Below are 19,351 nucleotides of genomic sequence, written 5' to 3'. Positions count from 1 at the left end.
GCACACTGGCCTTCATGCGCATCACTCCCCGCCGTCTCGCGATCGGCATGAGCCTGTGGATCCCCAACCTCTTCAGCGGCATCCGCATCCGCCGCTTCAGCGAGGACTGGACGCACGCGACCGTCGAGCTGCACGTCAACGTCTTCACCCGCAACTACGTCAAGACCGCGTTCGGCGGCTCGATGTCGGCGATGACCGACCCGTACTTCTTCATGCTGGTCATGCACCAGCTCGGACGCGACCACGTCGTGTGGGACACCCGCGGCGAGATCGAGTTCCTCAAGCCCGGCCGAGGCGTGCTCACCGCCGAGTTCGAGGTGTCGAAGGAGAAGGCGGAGGAGATCCGCGAGCGTGCACGCGGCGGAGCCAAGGTGCTCGAGTGGTTCGAGACCGTCATCACCGACCGTGAGGGCGACGTCGTCGCGAAGGTGCGCCGCGAGGTCTACATCCGGGAGAAGAAGCGCGTCACCGCTTCGCGGGGCTGATCCCGCCGGCGAGCGTCGACGCCCTCGCGATCAGGGTGGGGGCGAGGCGCACGGTGTCGTGCGCGGTCGATGCGCCCGACACCAGTCCGAGGACGAGCTCCAGAGCCGTGCGACCGCTCTCCTCGAACGGCTGCCGCACGGTCGTGAGGTCGAGCGCCGCAGCGACCTCGCCGTCGTCGTAGCCGACGACAGCGAGCGGAGCGGTGCCGGGGTCCGCGCGCAACGCCGACAGCACCGCGGCGGCGAACTGGTCGTGGTTCGCGACGATCGCCGTCGCACCCGCGGCGCGGGCCGCAGCGATCACCCGGCCGTCGACCGCGGAGGGATCAGCGACCGCCAGGTCGGTCATCGCCAGGTGCTGCGTGAGCCCTTCGATACGGAGCATCCCGGCCGACACGTAGGCCGGCGAGCGCTGCGGCTCATGCACGAACAGGACACGACGATGTCCGAGGCCGGCGAGGTGGCGGCCGATCTGCGCACCGCCGTCACGGTCGTCGACGAGGACGACCGGACCTCCCACGTCCGACCGCGTCGGCACCACGTCGACGTAGACCACCGGGATGCGCGCGGCCCTGCTCGCCCGTCGCGCCGCGCCGCCGAGCGGAACCCCCATCACCACGAGGCCGGTGGCGTCCGTGCGCGTGGGCAGCACGTCGAGCAGCGGCTCATCGGCGGCCGCCGCCGAATCGAGGTCGTAGGGGATGATGTCGACCGCCGCATCCCTGGCCCTGCGGAGCATCCCGGACAGGCGACGCAGGTACGAGGGGTATGTCGTGAACGGTGCAGCGACCGCGATGCGCGCGGCCCCCACGCGCCGCCCCTGCGTCATCCGATACCCGAGCGCGGTGGCCGCGGCGACGATGCGTTCGCGGGTCTCGGGTCGCACCCTGTGCGGCGCACTCACCGCCAGCGACACGGTGGAGATGCTCACTCCCGCGCGCTCCGCGACGTCGTAGATGGTGACCCGTCCCGGTCGTGCGCGCATGCTCGGACCTCCCTTCTTCATCGAAGTTCTTCGATTCCTCAGACTAGGTCGGAACCCGCCCCGGTCGGAACCCACCGGTGCGGAACCGTCGAAGGAGATGCCCGATGCCGACACCGTGGTCCCGATTCCGGCGCCCGACCCTCGACAGCGCCGTGGCGGCGTGGGAGGAGCGGGTCGCGCCTCTGCTCGAGGAGGAACCCGCAGACCCCGCAGGACGACGCCGGGTCGCTGCCAGGAACGACAACACCGTGAGCGCCGCGCTCGGGATCACGCCGCTCCCCACCGCCGCCGAGGAGCACATCGTTCCGGTCGACGGGCACCCCGACGTACGCGTGCGCGTCTACTGGCCCGGCGAGGAGCGCACGCCACCCGGCTCGGGCCTCCCCGCGCTGGTGTACTTCTACGGCGGCGGATTCACGATCGCCGGGATCGACTGGGTCTCGTGGGACGCGCGGTTCCGAGCCCGAGCACGGGATGCGGGGATCGTGATCGTCGCCGCCGACTACGCCCACGCCCCGGAGCAGCAGTTCCCGACCCAACCGGAGCAGTGCTGGGCGGCTTTCGAGTGGACGCACACCCACGCGACGGAGCTGGGGGCATCGCCGGACCGCCTCGCCGTGGGCGGGGCCTCATCGGGAGGCGACCTCGCCGCAGCCGTGACGCTGATGAACCGCGATCGCTCGGCGCATACGATCGCCCTGCAGCTGCTGGAGAACCCCGCACTCGACCTGACCATGGGTCATGCCGACATGGCCGGCATCGATGCGCGGATGCCGGGAGTCATCGTGCGCGCGGTCGGCCGCACCCTGGTCCGGCAGTATGTCGGCGAGGATGCCGCGGCCGCTCGCCTCCCGTATGCGTCCCCGCTGCGGGCCGCATCGCACGAGGGGCTTCCGCCCGCCGTGATCCTCACCTCCGAGCTCGACCCCCTGCGCGGCGACGGAGAGGCCTATGCCCGAGCGCTCTCCGCCTCCGGGGTCCCGGTGACCGCGATGCGCTTCATCGGGCAGACGCACGGCTCGCTCGGTTCGACCGGATTCGTGCCCGCAGCGGATGCCGCGCATCGCCTGGTCGTCTCCGAGCTGCGCACCCTCCACGGAAGGACGCCGTCATGAGCGACCAGGAGCAGCACGAGCCGCCGCTGAGTCCGGCGATCCTGGAGTGGATCCAGCGCATCCGCGAGCTCTCCGCGACACTCCCCGAGCTGGAGTCGCCCGCCATGGGTGCGCGTCGCCGGGCGCAGCGGGAGCTGAGCGACCTCCTGGCCTCCGAGTTCACCGCGCCGGTTCCCTCGGGCGTGGAGATCGACGACCTGACGGTGGCGGGAGGGGAAGGTCCGCTGCGCGCCCGACGGTTCCGCACCGCAGCCGCGCCGGGCGCCCTCCCCACGATGCTGTGGCTGCACGGCGGCGGTTGGACCGGCGGCACGATCGACGAGTCGCTCAACGATCGGCTCTGTGCGGATCGCGCACTGCGCTCCGGCGTCCAGATCATGTCGCTCGAATACCGGCTGGCACCCGAGCACCCGTTCCCCGCTCCGGTCGACGACGCCGTCGCGGCCTTGGCGGATCTGCGCGAACGCGCGGACGAGCTCGCGATCGATGCGGATCGGCTGGGCGTGGGCGGCAACTCCGCCGGCGCGACCATCGCGGCCTCCGCCGCGCTGCGCGAGCGCGACGCCGGAACATCTCTGCACCACCAGGCACTCGAAGTGCTTCCGGCCGCGCTGCGCCTCGTCGGCGCATCGATGCCCCGCCGCCTCGCCGCCGCGGACTGGGAAGCGGCCATGCGCCTCGCCGAGGTCTATCGCTCCGGCGCTCCCCTCGCCGACGCTTCTCCGCTGGACGCGCCGGATCACCGCGACCTCGCTCCCGCCCTGATCCTCGCCGCCGAATTCGATCCCCTCCTGGACGGCGCGACGGCGTACGCCGACGCGCTGCACGAGGCCGGAGTCCCCGTGGTCCTGCGCATCGGCGCCGGCCACGACCATGCCTCCCCCGGCCTGACCGGCCGGTGGGAGGGGGCACGCCAGTGGCGCGACGTCTTCGTCCGGGAACTCGCCGATGCCTACCGCTCCGCCGGCCACTCCCCCGCGGATGCAGTGACGACGACCGGCGCGCACCTGTGACCCTTCCCCACCCCGACCGAGATCCGGAGACGATGATGTCCACCCACGCAGTCGATCCTGTCTTCCCCGCAGACCCCGCTCCGCCACTCACCACCGACGCGATCCCCGGTCAGCGCCAGACACGCTGGTTCTGGATCGCCTTCGTGCTCGCGTGGCTCGGATCCGGCATCGCCCAGGGCGTCGCCAGCGTCGCGATCCCCCAGCTCCTCAAGGAGTGGGACCCCGACCAGGCGACGGGCGACCTCAGCATCATCCTCACGCTCGGCGGCGCCGCCATCCTCATCACGACGCCGATCTTCGGTCGCCTGAGCGATCGATCGATGTCCCGCCTCGGCATCCGCCGCCCCTGGATCCTCTCCGGCTCGCTGATCGCCCTGGCCGGGTACGTCGTGCAGGCGACCGCCCCCTCCCTCCTCGTGCTCGGAGCCGGCACCATCCTGGTCCTGGTCGGCTGGGGCGCCGTGTCGATGACGGTCCACACGCTGTTCGCCGACCAGATCCGCCGCAGCATCCGCGCCATCATGTCGGCCGTCACGGGGGCCGCCACCGCGATCGGGATCCTCGGCGGAGTCTCGCTTGCCGGAGTGGTCGCCCCGATCGGCCAGGTCGGCATGTTCCTGATCCCCGGCGGGTTCTCCGTGCTCCTGGCACTGATGCTGTTCTTCACGCTGAAGGACATCCGTCGCCGGCAGCCCGCCGACCCGATGGACTGGAACGCCGTTCTGGCGACGTTCTGGCTGAGCCCGCGCCGCTACCCCGACTTCGCCTGGGCCTGGCTGTGCCGCTTCTTCATGACCGCATCGATCGTGTCGGTCACGAGTTACCTCTACCTGACGATCTCGGGCCGTTTCGGCATCGACGACCCGACGGAGATCGCCGCGGTGCAGACGCAGGCCACGGCGGCCTTCACGCTCATGAACCTGGTGATGGCATTCGTGTTCGGGGTGATCTCCGATCGCACGGGCCGCCGCAAGCCGAGCGTCGTCATCGGCGCACTCGCCAGCGCGGGAGGCCTGATACTGGCGATCTCCTTCGGCGACATCGCGTTCTTCCTCGTCGGGATCGCAGTCGTCGGGGCCGGTCAAGGCGCCTACATCGCGGCCGATGTCGCCCTGATGACGGAGTGCCTCCCCTCCGTGGATGACGCCGGCAAGGATCTCGGCATCGTGGCCCTCGCCTATCTGCTGCCGGGCATCCTCGTGCCCGTTTTCGGATTCTTCGCCACCCGCATAGGCTCGCCGACAGGTGAGAACTTCGCGGCCCTCTACATCGGCGCGGTCGTGATGGCCGTGATCGCCGCATTCGCGGTCACCAGAGTGAAGGGCGTGCGATGACCGATGCTCCCCGTCTCGGCGGCACAGCCCGCCGGGAGTACCGACGCCTCTCCCGATCCGTCGACATGCCCCCGCAGACGCACCGGAAGGTCACGCGCACGGCCGACATCCCGGTCTCGGCGGACGACGGAGCCGCACTCCTCACCGACCACTGGCATGCGGAGGGATCCGACGGGCACACGGTGCTGATCCGCACCCCGTACGGGCGTGACGGCATCGCCGGGGTGGCCTTGTTCCTCGCCGAACGCGGGCACCATGTCGTGGTGCAGAGCTGCCGGGGCACGTTCGGGTCGGGAGGAGCGTTCGACCCGCTGCACGACGAGGTCTCCGACGGACAGGCGACGATGCGGTGGTTGCGCGCGCAGCCGTGGGCGACAGGACGCGTGCACTCCTGGGGCGGAAGCTACTTCGGCGTGACCCAGTGGGCCTACTGCGACGGCGACGTGCGTCCGGACGCCCTGGGCATCGCGATCTCGGCGCGGCGGTTCGACGACGCGATCCTCTACCCGGGCGGCGGATTCTCGATCGACACGCCGCTCACGTGGGCGTACGCGCTGGACATCCAGGAGCGGTCGCTGCCGTCGAAGGCGTGGGCACTGCTGCGCGCCCGCCGCGCCTTCCGTCGGGGTGCGCTCGCGATCCCGCCTGCAGACGCGGTGCGCGTGGCACGTGGCGCGGACCCGCAGTTCTTCCGCGACTGGGTCGAGCACAGCGACGAAGGCGACCCCTGGTGGGAGCCGATGCACTTCGCACAGGACATCGAGAGCATCCCGCCGGTCACTCTCGTGGCCGGATGGCAGGACCTGTTCCTGGTCGGTCAGCTGGCGGACTACGCCGCACTCCGCGATGCGGGGCGCCCGGTGCGCCTCATCATCGGCGACTGGGTGCACGGTGCCCCCGAGATCACGGTGATCGGCGCCCGCGAGGTACTGCGCTCCTTCCGCGCGGACGCCGCCGCGGAGGGCGTACGCCTCGACGTGACCGGAGGAGGTGGCCCGCGGGAGCTGGAGATCTGGCCCCCGCCGCATTCGGCGATGTCGATGGCCCTCACCGCCGACGGACGACTCGACCGAAGCGGTGTCGAGCACCCCACCGCCGAGCTGACATACCGCTACGACCCGGCGGACCCGACGCCGGACGGGGGCGGACGCACGCTCAATCCCTTCTCCGCAGGGCGACGCAGACAAAGCACCCGCGAACGCCGGGACGATGTCCTCGTGTTCACCGGTGATCCGCTTCCGGAAGACCTGATCGTCATCGGAGTGCCCGAGATCGCCCTGCGTCTCGCATCGTCGAATCCTCGAGCCGACCTGTTCGTGCGTCTCTGCGAGGTCGACTCCAAGGGCGTCTCCCGAGCGGTCACCGACGGGTATCGACGTCTCTCGCCCGAGGACACCGGCACCGACGAGACCGGCACCGACGAGACCGGCACCGACGAGACCGGCCGTATCCGGCTCGAACTCGCCCCCCTTGCCCACCGCTTCGCCGCAGGGTCGCGTCTGCGCGTGCAGGTGTCGTCCGGCGCCCACCCGCTGCATCTGCGCAACTCCGGCACCGATGATCCGGTGCGCGATCACTCGCGCCTGATCGCCAGCGAGCAGACCGTGCGTGTGGGAGGCTCCGATCCCGCCACCCTCACCCTGCCCGCCGCAGTGACGGCTGGGGCGCACGCGGGGGCGGCGTCACCCGCCGTTCACCGCCGCGTGCCACGATGACGGGATGCCCCTCGCCCGTCGCCTGACACTCGCGGATGCCGTCGCCATCGGCCTCGGATCGATGATCGGCGCCGGCGTCTTCGCGGTGTGGGCACCCGCGATCGGGGTCGCCGGGAGCGGGATCCTCATCGCCCTCGCGATCGCCGCCGTCGTCGCGTACTGCAACGCCACCGCGTCGGCGCAGCTCGCCGCCGCCCACCCCGTCGCCGGCGGCACGTATGCCTATGCCCGCGCCGAGATCGGCCCCTGGTGGGGCTTCATCGCGGGGTGGAGCTTCGTGATCGGCAAGATCGCGAGCTGCGCGGCCATGGCCATGACGTTCGCCGCCTATGCAGCCCCCGCCGGCTGGCAGGTGCCCGTCGCCGTCTCGGCCGTCGTGCTTCTCGCCGTCGTGAACTGCTTCGGTGTGACCCGCACAGCACTGGTCACCCGCATCCTCGTGGTGTGCTCGCTGCTCGGGCTCGCGGTCGCGGTCGGATTCGGTATAGCAGCCGCCCCGACGGCCTCTCCTCCTCCGCTGCCCGAGGCGACGGTCTACGGGGTGCTCCAGGGAGCCGGGCTGCTGTTCTTCGCGTTCGCCGGATACGCGCGCATCGCGACGATGGGCGAAGAGGTCGTCGACCCCGCCCGCACGATCCCCCGTGCGATCGTGTTCGCCCTGGGCGGCGCCGTCGTCGTGTACGCACTGGTCGGGTCGGTCGTCGTGCTCGTGCTCGGTGCCGAAGCGATCGGGGCGACGGCGCCGCTGGTCGATCTGCTCGCCGCAGCAGGTGCATCGGTGTGGATTCCGGTGCTCCGCGTGGCCGCGGCTGCCGCCTCGCTCGGCGCGCTCCTGGCGCTGCTGACCGGAATCGGCCGCACGACCCTGGCGATGGCCCGCGAGGGCGATGTTCCGCGGTTCCTCGCGAAGATCGACCGGAACCACCAGGTTCCGCAGCGTGCCGAGATCACCATCGCCCTCATCGTGATCGCCATCGTGCTCGTCGCCGACCTGCGCGGTGCCATCGGCTTCTCCTCCTTCGGTGTCCTCCTCTACTACCTCATCGCGAACGCCGCGGCCTTCCGGCAGCGCGGGCGTGCGCGACGCTACCCGCGAGCGCTGCAGGTTCTCGGTGCCCTCGGATGTCTGGTCCTGGTGAACACCCTGCCCGTGTTCGCGTCGATCATCGGCACCGCCGTCGTGCTGCTCGGCATCGGATACCGCCTGCTGCGTCTGCGGCTCACACGGGCCTGAACTCCTCGGGCGCTGAGCTCCTCGGGGTTGAGCCCTCGGGGTTGAGCTCTCACGACTCCGGGGCTCCGCCTGTCCGATCTCAGCCGCGCGTCTCGGAACGGTACACCCGCGGCGCGATGCCGAGCACAGCCTGGAAGTCCCGCGTGAGATGCGCATGATCGGCGTACCCGAGTTCTGCGGCGATCGAAGCCAGGTCGACTCCCGGCTCGTCGCGTACCCGCTGCGCCGCCTCCTGCAGGCGCCGACGCCGGATCATCGCGGCCGGCGAGAGCCCGACGTGGCGGTGCGTCATGCGCTGCAGGGTCCGCACCGAGACCGCCAGGCGTGTGGCGGCCTCCTCCGTGGTGAGGGCGGCCCCGTCTCCCATCAGCACCTCCATGGCGGCATTGGCCTGGCGTGCAGGTTCGCCAACCGGTCCCACACGCTTCTCGAGCCACCGGGAGACAGCCTCGACCGCCCGTTCCCGGCGCCCTTCACCCGCCTCCATCGCGTCGGCCACGGCACGGCGGAGGTCGGCGACGACCTCTCCCGCGTCGAGCACCCGCTCCACGTCGACCAGGGATGACGGATCGTCGATCAGCGCGACGACTGCTGCCGGTCGCAGAAGGGCACCGACAGCCCATCCGCTCCCCCGCAGATCGCGGTGGGACAGGCGGGTGGTCGCGCCCGACAGCGTCACGGCATCCGCATCGACGACGAGGTTGAGCGCCGGATAGGCGACCACCTCCTGCCGCGACGAGCGCCCGGGCTCGATGTCCCACTCCGGAATCCAGAACCACGCGACCAGATCCGCCACCGACGACGGTGCCGGCAACCGATGGAACTGCGGCAGACGTGCGGGATACAGCACACCGCGGCTCGGGTTCACCATAGCCCCAGCGTAGGCTCCGGACCCGACATCCGGATGCTGTCGCAGATCTTCAAGCCACCGCCATCCCGACCCGCCTAACGTGGCGGCATGAGCACTGACGACACCACGAACGACACCACCGCGAAGACCCCCGCGAACGCCCCGACGACCGGGACGAACGGGACATACACGACGAACGGCCGCCCGAACAGCGCCACCTCCCTCACGCCCTTCCTGGCGATCCCCGACGCGAAGCAGGCGATCGAGTTCTACCGCGACGTCTTCGGCGCCCGCGTCATCGACGTCACGGAGTTCGGCGGGGTGGTCGCGCACGCCGACCTCGACTTCGGTCTCGGCCTGCTCCAGCTCGGAGAGCCGAACCCCGACTACCACCTCGTGCGCTCCCCCGACGGCGACGACGACTGCTACTCCATGGGTCTGTACGTCTCGGACGTCGATGCGGTCGTCGAGAAGGCCGTCGCCGCGGGAGCGGCCGTGCGTGAAGCGCCCGCGCCCTTCGTCTCGGGCGACCGGTTCGCCAGCATCCGCGATCCGTTCGGTGTGCGCTGGTCGGTCATGACCCGTGTCGAGGACATCTCCGACGAGGAGAGCAGCCGCCGGGTGGCCGAATGGGCAGCGTCGTTCAGCGCGGAGCCGACGGACGGCGCGAGCTGAGCGACCTCTCCGCCGCGCGATACACCGCCGGCAGCAGCGCCTCGGCTGTGCGGCGATACCCGAGCGCGCTCGGATGGAAGCGGTCGAGGCTGAACATCGCTTCGGGCTCGTCGAAGAACATCGATCCCACCGCGTGGCGCAGATCCACCGGCTCGGCGCCCGCCTGTCGGGCCGTCTCGTCCTGGATCTCAGCGAGACGGCGCGACAGGCTCGACGCGATCCGCCGGAGGGGCTGCGGCACGGCGCGCAACGCACCGAGGTCGGGGCAGGTGCCCACGACGACCTCGGCACCCATCTCGCGCAGCCGGCGGATCGTCTCGTGCAGATGCTGCGCGGACAGCCCCACCGGCAGCCGGTGGGTCACGTCGTTCCCTCCGACGACGATCACGGCCACGTGTGGGCGGTACTCGGCGGGCAGGGCGTCGAGCTGAGCGGGGAGATCGGGCGACTCCGCACCGACCACTGCCGCCGTGCGCAGCCTCACGGGGCGGTGCATCCGGCGTCCTGTCGACTTCGCCAGACGCCCGCCGAGCGTCTCCTTGCGGTGCTCGGCTCCGAGACCCGCGGCGATCGAGTCGCCGAGCACCAGCAGGTCGAGGGGCGCTCCGTCGAGACCTCGACGCCAGAGGCGATCCGCATCGAGTGCTTCCTCCCCCAGCGGCTTCCCGATCCGCCGTCGCGCGAGCGCCGCCTGTCGGCGGAGCACGAGCCGGAAGCCGATGAGGAGCGCAACGAGTGTCACCCCGGCCAGAACGGGGATGCGGAAGCGGCTCACGCCCTGATTCCATCCCGACACCGTGAACGCGGCGTGAACGGGATCCGGCGACGACCCCGGCTCGTCAGGAGAGCGGCTTGAGCTCCAGCTCGTCGGCACCGGTGGAGACGGTCGCGAAGGCGGTGTAGCCGTCGGCAGCCGATCGCTCCAGCAGCGCCTTGACGTTCTTGGTGCGTCGCTCGAGCCGCACCCTGGCCCCGCCGGCGATCAGTGCCGCCTTGTGCCGGACCAGCTCGTGCACCGGAACTTCGGCATCGTGGATGAGCACGACCGCCCGCGCCCCGGCATCGGCCTCATCGGCGATCAAGTCGACCAGGCGTTCGAATCCGAGCGAGAAGCCCACCGCCGGTACCTGCTGCCCGAGGAAGCGCCCGATCATGCCGTCGTACCGGCCGCCACCTCCGAGCGAGTACCCGACGGAGGGGTGCGCGAGCTCGAAGATCGTGCCCGTGTAGTACCCCATGCCACGCACGAGGAACGGATCGAAGACGAGCGGGATGTCGGACTGCCCGCGCCCCGCGGCCACGGCCTCGCCGATGCCGACCAGGTGCTCGATCAGCTCGGCCGGTGCCCCCTCGGGCAGCGCCTTGCGGATCTGCCGCTCGCCGAACGGGTGGTACTCCATGGTCTGCGGACGTCGCAGGAAGGCGTCGAACGCGTCGGCGGCCGCAGTCGAGGCACTGCGCTCCCGCAGCTCGGTCGCCACCCCCTCGGGGCCGATCTTGTCGAGCTTGTCGATCGTGATGAGCACCCCTGGGCGCTCCTCCGCCGTGAACCCGAAGCTGTCGAGCATCCAATCCAGCACCCGGCGGTCGTTGATGCGCACGGTCGCGCCCTCGAGGCCCAGCGCGTCGACGGCGTCGAGCGAGGCGACCATCAGCTCGGCCTCGGCGCGCGAGGAGTCATCGCCCATGATGTCGATGTCGCACTGCACGAACTGACGGTAGCGGCCCTTCTGCGGACGCTCGGCGCGCCAGACCGGACCGATCTGGATCGAGCGGAACACGGTGGGGAGCTGACCACGGTTGCTCGCGTAGAAGCGCGCGAGCGGCACGGTCAGGTCGTACCGGAGGCCGAGATCGGAGAGCGCGGCCGGGTCGTCGGCGGCGGCGCGGATCGCATCGGCATCGAGACCACGGCGCAGGATGTTGTACGAGAGCTTCTCGTTGTCGCCACCGATACCGGCATGCAGTCGCTCGTAGTCCTCGACGACGGGCGTCTCGATCTCGTCGAATCCGTGTGCGAGGTAGCGCTCGCGGATGACGGAGAGCACACGCTCACGGCGGGCCTTGTCGGCGGGGAGGATGTCGCGCATGCCGCGCGGCGGATTCACGGTAGCCACGGTTCCATCTTCCCAGGTCTGTCGGCGTCGTCGCGCCGGGCGTCAGGAGGCGGCTTCGGCCGCGCGCACGTCGTCTTCGAGCACCCGCAGCCGCTCGCGCAGCGCCCGCTCGGCATCCCAGCCCTCGGCGCGCGCCGTCGCGACGAGGGCGAGGAGCGCTTCGCCGAGCTCCGCTTCCGAGTCCGGCGAGACGGCGGCCGGTGTCGGGTCGATCGTCACGCCCGCACCGGCGGCGCGGCCCGCGAGCTTCTGTGCGAGCGCGAGCGCCGGCATCCCCCGCGGCACACCGTCGAGCACGCTGCGTCGCGTGCGCTTCTCGGCCGCCTTCGCCGCGTTCCAGTGCACCAGCACCTGTTCGGGGGTGTCGGCGACCTCCCCGGCGAACACGTGAGGATGGCGACGCACCATCTTCTCGGTGAGCGTGCGCGCCACATCGTCGATGTCGAACGGATCATCCGGGTCCTGAGCCGCGATGGCGGAGTGGAACAGCACCTGCCACAGCAGATCGCCCAGCTCCTCGCGAAGGTCGTCGCGACTGCCGGCCTCGACCGCGTCGATCACCTCGTGCGACTCCTCGATGAGGTACGGCACGAGGTCGCGGTGCGTGATCTGCTGCGACCACACGCAGCGGTCCCTGACCGCGTGCATGGTGTCGGCGGCCTGACGGAGCGGATCCTGTGCGTCGTCGACGCCGGCATCGGTCTCGGGCTGAGCGCTCACGCTTCCTCCTCGAATCGGTCGGGCGCGGAGAGGCCCCGAGTCGGACTTCCCGTCATGATGCCTCTCAGGATGCTGCGGATGCGACCCGACGGTACCAGCGGGCCCGCAGCGACACGATGATCCCGGAGAGCACGAGAGCGATCAGCGACCCCACGAGCACGCCGAGGATCGCCTGGTCCCTGATGCCGCCGTCGTCGGCGAAGGCGAGATTCGCCAGCAGCAGAGAGACCGTGAAGCCGATGCCGCCGAGGGCTCCCGCGGCGAGGATGTCGGCGAACGGCAGCGCCGGATCGGCGCCCTTCGGGCGGATGCGCATCGCCAGCCAGCCGAACAGCGAGATGCCGATGATCTTGCCCACGGGCAGGGCCACGACGATGGCCCAGAACGCCGGCGACAGCTGCGTGATCGACACGGCGGGGATCACGACGAACGCCGCGACGAACGCGAACAGCGGCAGGATCGCACCGTTCACGGTCGGTTCGAGCGCATGCCGGGTGCGACCGGCGGGAACGGGCGACATCACGAGGCCCAGCAGCACACCGGCGATCGTGGCATGGATGCCGGAGGAAGCGACCAGGCCCCAGGTGAGCACGCCGACCAGGACCATCGCCACCGCGATCAGCGGGTGCCCCTTGGCGTGCAGGAGCCGGCTCAGCGCCCAGAACACCGCGACGCCGACGATCGCGAGGCCGAACAGCAGCCACTGCACGTCGTCGGCGAACAGCACCGCGATGAAGATGATGCCGATGATGTCGTCGAGGATGGCCAGCGCGAGCAGGAAGACGCGCACCCGCGACGGCAGCCCCTTGCCGAACATCGCCAGCACCCCGAGGGCGAAGGCAATGTCGGTCGCCGTGGGGATGGGCCAGCCCGGCGCCGTGGTGCCGTCGCCGCCGGCGATCAGGAGGTAGACCGCGATCGGGACGAGCACGCCTCCGGTTGCCGCGATCGCGGGCTGCACGGCCTTGCGTGGGGAGTCGAGCTCGCCGTGGGTCAGTTCGTGACGCAGCTCGATGGCCACGACGAGGAAGAAGACGGCGAGAAGACCGTCGGACACCCAGTGCGCGATGGACAGGTCGAGAGCGGTGCCGGGGATCGCGATGTGGAAGTCGAGGAAGGCGGCGAGCGCGTCGTGCGTCGGGAGGTTCGCGAGGAGCAGCCCGAGCCCGGCCGCGACGAGGAGGAGGACGGCAGGGAACTGCTGTCCGCGGAGGGGATTCGCTGAGATGCGCATTCCCCCCATCGTAGGTCGCCGGGAAGCCCCGGTGCTTCTCTCGATCCCGTGCCCGGACGCAGTCCGTCATGCGTGCAGGACACCCCTTCCCCGAGGGATACTCTCGAAGGGTGACCCCCGCACACTCCTTCTCCGAGCCCACGAACACCGAGGCCATCCGCGTGATCGGCCGCTTCGAAGCCGGCCGCGGCATCCCGGATGCGATGCGCACAGACGTCAGGATGCTCGGGCAGCTGCTCGGGCAGGTGCTGCGCGAAGCCGGCGGCGACGGCCTCTTCGAAGACGTCGAACGGCTGCGACTCGCGACGATCCAGGCCTACGACGAGGAGACCCCCGACGCGTTCGAGCGCGCGGCGGCGATCGCCGAGTCGTTCACGGTCGAGCGGGCCGACGAGGTCGCCCGCGCCTTCACCTGCTACTTCCACCTGGTCAACCTCGCCGAGGAGCACCAGCGTGTGCGCGTGCTGCGCGAGCGTGCCGGACAGCCGGGACGTGAGGACGCCGCCGACACCGTCGCGACCGCGTACGCCCGACTGCGCACCGAGGTCGGCGACGACGAGGCGCGCCGCCGCCTGGAGGGCCTCCGCTTCCACCCGGTCTTCACCGCGCACCCGACCGAGGCCCGCCGCCGTGCGGTCTCGTCGAGCATCCGCCGCCTGTCGGAACTGCTCACGCAGCACGACGCCGCGAGCGAGGGCGGATCGGAAGAGCACCGTGCCCGCCGACGGATGCTGGAGGAGATCGACACGCTCTGGCGCACCGCTCCGCTGCGTTCCCAGAAGCCGTCTCCGACCGACGAGGTCCGCACCGTGATGGGCGTTTTCGACGAGACGCTCTTCACGACGGTGCCTCATGTGTACCGTCGCATCGACGACGCGCTCCGGGGAGAGGACTCGGGTGCCAGCGCCCCCGTCGTCCCCGCCTTCGTGCGGGTCGGCTCGTGGGTCGGCGGCGACCGCGACGGCAATCCCTTCGTCACGGCGTCCGTCACGCGCGAGGCCTCGCAGATCGCGGCGGACCACGTGTTGCGCGGGCTCGAGCGTGCGCTGGAGCGCATCGGCCGGACGCTCACCCTCGCCTCAGACGACACGCCGCCCAGCGCCGAGGTCACCGCACTCTGGGAGAGCTTCGCCGCTGCAGAGCCCGCGCTGGCAGCCGAGCTCGCCACCCGCTCTCCCGACGAGCCGCACCGCCGCGTGCTGCTGATCCTGGCGCGTCGCGTCGCCGCCACGCGCCGGGGTGACGACAGCGCCCAGGCGTACGCACGTCCCGAGGAGCTGCTGGAAGATCTGCGCGCCGTGCAGGCGTCGCTCGCCGATGCCGGCGCGAAGCGCCATGCGTTCGGCGGCGTGCAGCACCTGATCTGGCAGGTCGAGACCTACGGCTTCCACCTCACCGAGCTGGAGGTGCGTCAGCACTCCCAGGTGCACGCGAAGGCACTGGCTGAACTCGAGGCGGGAGAGGCCGTCAGCGCGCAGACCGAGGAGGTGCTGGAGGTGTTCCGCGCGATCGCGGATATCCAGCGCGACCGCGGGCTGCGCGCCGCCGGGCGCTACGTCGTCTCGTTCACCCAGGCCGCCTCTGACCTCGCCAATGTGCACCGCCTCGCCCACTACGCCCTCGGCGACGACGCTCCGGTGCTCGACGTGGTGCCGCTGTTCGAGACGTTCGCCGACCTGCAGGCGGCTCCCGGCATCCTCGAGGAAGCCGTGACGTTCCCGGAGTTCCGCGAGCGCATGGCGGCCACCGGCAACCGGCTCGAAGTCATGCTCGGCTACTCCGACTCGTCGAAGGACGTCGGCCCGGTGGCCGCGAACCTCGCCCTGTACGAGGCGCAGGAGAAGATCGCGCGGTGGGCCCGGGAGTCCGGCATCGAGCTGACCCTCTTCCACGGTCGTGGGGGTGCCCTCGGACGCGGCGGCGGCCCCGCCAACTCCGCGATCCTCGCGCAGCCGCCGCACTCGGTCGACGGCCGCTTCAAGCTCACCGAGCAGGGCGAGGTGATCTTCGCGCGCTACGGTGAGCCCGCGATCGCGATGCGTCACATCGACCAGGTCGCCGCGGCGACGCTGCTCGCCTCCTCCCCCACCGAGGAGCAGCGCACGAGCCGGGCGGCCGCGCGGTACGCCGAGGTCGCGTCGATCATGGACGCTGCCTCCCGCGAGCGCTTCTTCTCCCTCGTGAAGGCGGAGGGTTTCGCTCCCTGGTTCGCCACCGTGACCCCGATGGAGGAGATCGGTCTGCTCGCGCTCGGCTCCCGCCCCGCCCGCCGCGGACTGTCGGTGGAGTCGCTGGAAGACCTGCGGGCGATCCCGTGGGTCTTCGCGTGGACGCAGGCTCGCATCAACCTGGCCGGATGGTTCGGCCTCGGCACCGCTCTGGACGCCGTCGGCGATGAGGCGCTGCTCGTCGAGGCGTACCGGGAGTGGCCGCTGCTGCGCACCATGATCGACAACGTCGCGATGAGCCTCGCGAAGACCGACGAGCGCATCGCGCGCCAGTACCTCGCCCTCGGCGACCGCGACGACCTGGCGCAGCTCGTGCTCGACGAGCTCGCGACGACGCGGCGCTGGGTGATCCGCCTCACCGGCGGCGAAAGTCTGCTCGAGAACAAGCCCGTGCTCCAACGCGCCGTACAGCTGCGCAGTCCGTACGTCGACGCGCTCTCGCTCCTGCAGCTGCGCGCGCTCCGGGCGCTGCGCTCGGCCGCGGAGGATCCCACGGGCTCCGGCGCCGACGCGGAACAGCAGCGACTGCTGCTGCTCTCCGTCAGCGGTGTGGCCGCCGGCCTGCAGAACACCGGGTGACCGACGTCGCCACCGAACCGGCGGGAACCCCCGCTTCGGTGGCGACTAGAGTGAAGTCTCTGCCGGATCCGGCACAGCCTCACGCGACACGATCGCCTGCACCACCATCCCCCACCAGAAAGCTCTTCCGCGTGACCGCTTCGTCTCCCGCCGACTTCCATCCGCTCGCCGCATCGGTGCAGCCCGTGTTCGACACGGTGCTCTCCCGCAGCCCGCACGAGCCGGAGTTCCACCAGGCCGTCCACGAGGTGCTGCACTCGATCGCCCCGGTCCTGGAACGCCACCCGGAGTACGTCGACGGCGGCATCCTCGAACGGCTCGTCGAGCCCGAGCGTCAGATCCTCTTCCGCGTGCCGTGGATCGACGACTCCGGAAAGCTGCAGGTCAACCGCGGCTACCGCATCCAGTTCTCCTCGGTGCTCGGCCCGTACAAGGGCGGACTGCGCTTCCACCCCTCGGTGAACCTGTCGATCATCAAGTTCCTCGGCTTCGAGCAGATCTTCAAGAACGCGCTCACCGGTCAGGGCATCGGCGGCGGCAAGGGCGGCTCCGACTTCGACCCGCACGGCAAGTCCGACGCCGAGGTCATGCGCTTCTGCCAGTCGTTCATGAACGAGCTGTACCGCCACCTCGGCGAGCACACCGATGTTCCCGCGGGCGACATCGGCGTCGGCGGCCGCGAGATCGGCTACCTGTTCGGCCAGTACCGCAAGGTCACCAACCGCCACGAGTCCGGCATGTTCACCGGCAAGGGCACGGGGTGGGGTGGTGCCGAAGTGCGCACCGAGGCCACCGGCTACGGCGCGGTCTTCTTCGCGCAGGAGATGCTCGCCGTGCACGACGACTCCCTGAGCGGCAAGCGTGTGGGCATCTCGGGATCCGGCAACGTCGCGATCTACGCGATCCAGAAGGCCACCCAGCTCGGCGCCACCGCGGTGACGGCTTCCGATTCCTCCGGCTACGTCGTCGACGATGCCGGCATCGACGTCGACCTGCTGCGCCAGATCAAGGAGGTCGAGCGCGCCCGCATCGTCGAGTACGCCCACCGCCGCCCGAGCGCCCGCTTCGTCGAGGGCGGCAGCGTGTGGGAGGTGCCGGTCGACATCGCCGTGCCGTCCGCCACGCAGAACGAGGTCTCCCTCGCCGACGCGGAGGCACTGATCGCCAACGGCGTGCGCGCCGTGTCGGAGGGCGCGAACATGCCCTGCGTGCCGGATGCCGTCGACGCCTTCCAGAAGGCCGGTGTGCTGTTCGCCCCCGGCAAGGCCGCGAACGCCGGTGGTGTCGCGACCTCGGCGCTCGAGATGAGCCAGAACGCCTCCCGTCAGCGCTGGAGCTTCGGCGACAGCGAGAACAAGCTGCGCGAGATCATGGGTGACATCCACGATGCTGCCTTCGACGCCGCGGAGCGTCACGGCGTCGCGGGCGACTACGTCGCCGGTGCCAACATCGCGGGCTTCGAGCGCGTCGCCGCGGCGATGCTCGCCCAGGGCGTCATCTGATCCGTCCCTTCCTGCGACGAAAGAGCCGCCTTCCTCTTCGGAAGGCGGCTCTTCTGCGTCACGGAGCCGTCGTCAGCTCTCGTCGACCGGCACCTTGACGACCTTGTTGTACCCGGTCACCGCCTGGTTCTCGTCGAACGCGACGACCTTCTTGCGGAAGCCCTTGGTGATGATCGCGAGGTAGACGACTCCGATCGCGGTCCACACGAGGCCCCCGCGCAGAGCGTCTTCATGCAGGTTCGCCCAGAGCAGGCCGGTGAGGACCATGCCGATGCCGGGCATCACGATGAAGTTGAAGATGTCGCCGGGCGTCTTGCGACGGCCCTTGCGGATCGCGAACCAGGCGATCACCGAGATGTTGACGAACGTGAAGGCGATCAGCGCCCCGAAGTTGATCCACGCCGCGATCAGCTCCAGGGTGAACGGGATCGCCAGCAGGGAGATGGCGCCGACCAGCACGATGTTGAACGTCGGCGTGTGGGTGCGCGGGTTGATGTAGCCGAACGCCTTCTGCGGCAGCACGTTGTTGCGCCCCATCACCAACAGCATGCGCGACACCGAGGCGTGCGAGGCGAGGCCCGAGGCGAGGGTCGCGCAGAAACCGGCCGCGGTGAGCACCGCCATGAGCACGGGTCCGCCGACCAGGTTGCCGATGATCGGGAGGGTGGAGTCCTCGACGAACTGCATGTCGCCGCCGGGCGCGAACTCGTTCCAGTCGGGGAAGCGCAACTGCGTGAGGTAACCCGAGATCAGGAAGATCGCCCCGCCCAGCAGCACCGTCAACAGGATGGCCTTCGGCATGATCTTCGGATCCTTCGCCTCCTCCGCGTACATCGTGACGGCGTCGAAGCCGATGAACGAGAAGCAGACGATCGTGGCGCCCATCAGCACCGCGCCCATCGTGGCGCCGTCGTGGAAGAACGGGGTCATCGACGCGACCGTTCCCGCCCCCTCGCCGCGCATCAGCTGGGCGATCACCATCACCACGAACACGGCCATGACGACGATCGAGAACACCAGGAGGATCATGTTCATGTTCGAGGTGCCGCGCATCGTGAGGTAGATGATGGTGGTGACGAGGATGCAGTACAGCACGACCCAGATCCAGCCCGGGATCTCGGGGAACAGCGCTTCGAGGTAGCTGCGGATGATGAGGCAGTTGACCATCGGCAGCAGCACGTAGTCGATCAGCGAGGTCCACCCGACCATGAACCCCAGATTCGGGTGGATCGACTCGCGCACGTACGTGTACGCCGAACCGGCACTCGGGATCGCGCTCGAGATCTTGCCGTAGCTGATCGCCGTGAAGACCATCACGACCAAGGCGACCAGGTAGGCGGCCGGTACGACGTCGTCGGTGTCACGGGCGACCATGCCGAACGTGTCGAACACGACCGTCGGCGTCATGTATCCGAGCCCGAGCCCGACGATCGCCCACAGTCCGAGATTTCGTTTGAGCGTTCCTCCGCCGTGCGCGAGCGGCTTCGTCTTCGTGGCCATGGGTACTCCTCGGGGGACAGCGCATGGGTCGGACTTCGGGTCGTCCGACGCTGAGCAACAGTATG

16 protein-coding genes are annotated in these 19,351 nt (G+C 70.2%); 9 read left to right on the top strand and 7 right to left on the bottom strand.

The features are described from left to right. Positions 1 to 14 precede the first annotated feature (14 nt). Positions 15 to 485 carry a PaaI family thioesterase gene (locus tag DW307_RS15040; RefSeq protein WP_021199522.1) on the top strand — a complete coding sequence of 157 codons (471 nt, stop codon included), beginning with the start codon at positions 15 to 17 and terminating at the stop codon, positions 483 to 485. Here the strand turns inward: DW307_RS15040 and DW307_RS15035 are convergent. Beyond that, the gene (locus tag DW307_RS15035) at positions 466 to 1,470 is read right to left on the bottom strand and encodes a LacI family DNA-binding transcriptional regulator (protein WP_031207208.1); all 1,005 of its coding nucleotides are present in this window, start codon (positions 1,468 to 1,470) and stop codon (positions 466 to 468) included. The two genes, DW307_RS15040 and DW307_RS15035, sit on opposite strands and share 20 nt — an antisense overlap. Before the next feature lie 104 nt (positions 1,471 to 1,574). Here DW307_RS15035 and DW307_RS15030 point away from each other — a divergent pair, with 104 nt between their 5' ends. From DW307_RS15030 to DW307_RS15010, 5 genes are read left to right on the top strand one after another with little or no spacing between them, the layout of a single operon-like run. Next, positions 1,575 to 2,585, top strand: coding sequence for an alpha/beta hydrolase (locus DW307_RS15030; protein ID WP_136025106.1), 1,011 nt, complete (start codon positions 1,575 to 1,577; stop codon positions 2,583 to 2,585). Beyond that, a complete protein-coding gene (locus DW307_RS15025) occupies positions 2,582 to 3,598 on the top strand; it encodes an alpha/beta hydrolase fold domain-containing protein (protein ID WP_136025105.1) in 1,017 nt (338 codons plus the stop codon). Before DW307_RS15030 ends, DW307_RS15025 begins: the two co-directional genes overlap by 4 nt. 35 nt (positions 3,599 to 3,633) lie before the next feature. After that, positions 3,634 to 4,932: an MFS transporter gene (locus tag DW307_RS15020; RefSeq protein WP_029266617.1), complete on the top strand. Its 1,299-nt coding sequence runs from the start codon at positions 3,634 to 3,636 to the stop codon at positions 4,930 to 4,932. Further along, entirely contained in the window at positions 4,929 to 6,647 is a 1,719-nt protein-coding gene (locus tag DW307_RS15015) for a CocE/NonD family hydrolase (RefSeq protein WP_136025104.1), read from the top strand. Before DW307_RS15020 ends, DW307_RS15015 begins: the two co-directional genes overlap by 4 nt. A 4-nt stretch (positions 6,648 to 6,651) precedes the next feature. Continuing rightward, positions 6,652 to 7,881, top strand: a complete 1,230-nt coding sequence (locus tag DW307_RS15010; protein WP_136025103.1) for an APC family permease — start codon at positions 6,652 to 6,654, stop codon at positions 7,879 to 7,881. Between the two features lie 79 nt (positions 7,882 to 7,960). Here the strand turns inward: DW307_RS15010 and DW307_RS15005 are convergent, their stop codons facing one another. Continuing rightward, positions 7,961 to 8,752, bottom strand: a complete 792-nt coding sequence (locus tag DW307_RS15005; RefSeq protein ID WP_136025102.1) for a helix-turn-helix domain-containing protein — start codon at positions 8,750 to 8,752, stop codon at positions 7,961 to 7,963. Positions 8,753 to 8,839: 87 nt separating this feature from the next. Here DW307_RS15005 and DW307_RS15000 point away from each other — a divergent pair, with 87 nt between their 5' ends. Continuing rightward, a complete protein-coding gene (locus DW307_RS15000; RefSeq protein ID WP_136025101.1) occupies positions 8,840 to 9,406 on the top strand; it encodes a VOC family protein in 567 nt (188 codons plus the stop codon). Here DW307_RS15000 and DW307_RS14995 read toward each other — a convergent pair. The 4 genes from DW307_RS14995 to nhaA form a co-directional block, all read right to left on the bottom strand. After that, complete coding sequence (locus DW307_RS14995; protein ID WP_240750690.1) at positions 9,375 to 10,181, bottom strand: SGNH/GDSL hydrolase family protein; 807 nt, start codon at positions 10,179 to 10,181, stop codon at positions 9,375 to 9,377. The two genes, DW307_RS15000 and DW307_RS14995, sit on opposite strands and share 32 nt — an antisense overlap. A gap of 64 nt (positions 10,182 to 10,245) precedes the next feature. After that, positions 10,246 to 11,496 (bottom strand): histidine--tRNA ligase, encoded by a 1,251-nt coding sequence (gene hisS / locus DW307_RS14990; protein WP_240750696.1) that lies wholly within the window; start codon positions 11,494 to 11,496, stop codon positions 10,246 to 10,248. Between the two features lie 69 nt (positions 11,497 to 11,565). After that, positions 11,566 to 12,171: a MazG family protein gene (locus DW307_RS14985; RefSeq protein WP_208323757.1), complete on the bottom strand. Its 606-nt coding sequence runs from the start codon at positions 12,169 to 12,171 to the stop codon at positions 11,566 to 11,568. 136 nt (positions 12,172 to 12,307) lie between these two features. Beyond that, positions 12,308 to 13,477: a Na+/H+ antiporter NhaA gene (gene nhaA / locus DW307_RS14980; RefSeq protein ID WP_029260412.1), complete on the bottom strand. Its 1,170-nt coding sequence runs from the start codon at positions 13,475 to 13,477 to the stop codon at positions 12,308 to 12,310. Between the two features lie 110 nt (positions 13,478 to 13,587). On the opposite strand from nhaA, the gene DW307_RS14975 reads away from it, so the two are divergent. Together DW307_RS14975 and gdhA are read left to right on the top strand one after the other, a co-directional pair. Next, complete coding sequence (locus DW307_RS14975) at positions 13,588 to 16,284, top strand: phosphoenolpyruvate carboxylase (RefSeq protein WP_136025100.1); 2,697 nt, start codon at positions 13,588 to 13,590, stop codon at positions 16,282 to 16,284. A gap of 131 nt (positions 16,285 to 16,415) precedes the next feature. Continuing rightward, positions 16,416 to 17,786 (top strand): NADP-specific glutamate dehydrogenase, encoded by a 1,371-nt coding sequence (gene gdhA, locus DW307_RS14970; RefSeq protein WP_021199508.1) that lies wholly within the window; start codon positions 16,416 to 16,418, stop codon positions 17,784 to 17,786. Positions 17,787 to 17,858: 72 nt separating this feature from the next. Here the strand turns inward: gdhA and DW307_RS14965 are convergent, their stop codons facing one another. Beyond that, positions 17,859 to 19,286, bottom strand: a complete 1,428-nt coding sequence (locus tag DW307_RS14965; protein ID WP_021199507.1) for an APC family permease — start codon at positions 19,284 to 19,286, stop codon at positions 17,859 to 17,861. Between the last annotated feature and the right edge of the window lie 65 nt (positions 19,287 to 19,351).

This window comes from Microbacterium sp. K27, assembly GCF_004794435.1.
GTDB classification, from domain to species: Bacteria; Actinomycetota; Actinomycetes; order Actinomycetales; family Microbacteriaceae; genus Microbacterium; species Microbacterium maritypicum_A.
This window is presented reverse-complemented; position numbering and strand designations above follow the sequence as displayed.

Bases quoted from the DNA above. Each gene is read 5' to 3' on its own strand.
- DW307_RS15040 (WP_021199522.1), top strand. From the start codon at position 15: ATGCGCATCACTCCCCGCCGTCTCGCGATCGGCATGAGCCTGTGGATC.
- DW307_RS15035 (WP_031207208.1), bottom strand. From the start codon at position 1,470: ATGCGCGCACGACCGGGACGGGTCACCATCTACGACGTCGCGGAGCGC.
- DW307_RS15030 (WP_136025106.1), top strand. From the start codon at position 1,575: ATGCCGACACCGTGGTCCCGATTCCGGCGCCCGACCCTCGACAGCGCC.
- DW307_RS15025 (WP_136025105.1), top strand. From the start codon at position 2,582: ATGAGCGACCAGGAGCAGCACGAGCCGCCGCTGAGTCCGGCGATCCTG.
- DW307_RS15020 (WP_029266617.1), top strand. From the start codon at position 3,634: ATGTCCACCCACGCAGTCGATCCTGTCTTCCCCGCAGACCCCGCTCCG.
- DW307_RS15015 (WP_136025104.1), top strand. From the start codon at position 4,929: ATGACCGATGCTCCCCGTCTCGGCGGCACAGCCCGCCGGGAGTACCGA.
- DW307_RS15010 (WP_136025103.1), top strand. From the start codon at position 6,652: ATGCCCCTCGCCCGTCGCCTGACACTCGCGGATGCCGTCGCCATCGGC.
- DW307_RS15005 (WP_136025102.1), bottom strand. From the start codon at position 8,752: ATGGTGAACCCGAGCCGCGGTGTGCTGTATCCCGCACGTCTGCCGCAG.
- DW307_RS15000 (WP_136025101.1), top strand. From the start codon at position 8,840: ATGAGCACTGACGACACCACGAACGACACCACCGCGAAGACCCCCGCG.
- hisS (WP_240750696.1), bottom strand. From the start codon at position 11,496: ATGCGCGACATCCTCCCCGCCGACAAGGCCCGCCGTGAGCGTGTGCTC.
- DW307_RS14985 (WP_208323757.1), bottom strand. From the start codon at position 12,171: ATGCACGCGGTCAGGGACCGCTGCGTGTGGTCGCAGCAGATCACGCAC.
- nhaA (WP_029260412.1), bottom strand. From the start codon at position 13,477: ATGCGCATCTCAGCGAATCCCCTCCGCGGACAGCAGTTCCCTGCCGTC.
- DW307_RS14965 (WP_021199507.1), bottom strand. From the start codon at position 19,286: ATGGCCACGAAGACGAAGCCGCTCGCGCACGGCGGAGGAACGCTCAAA.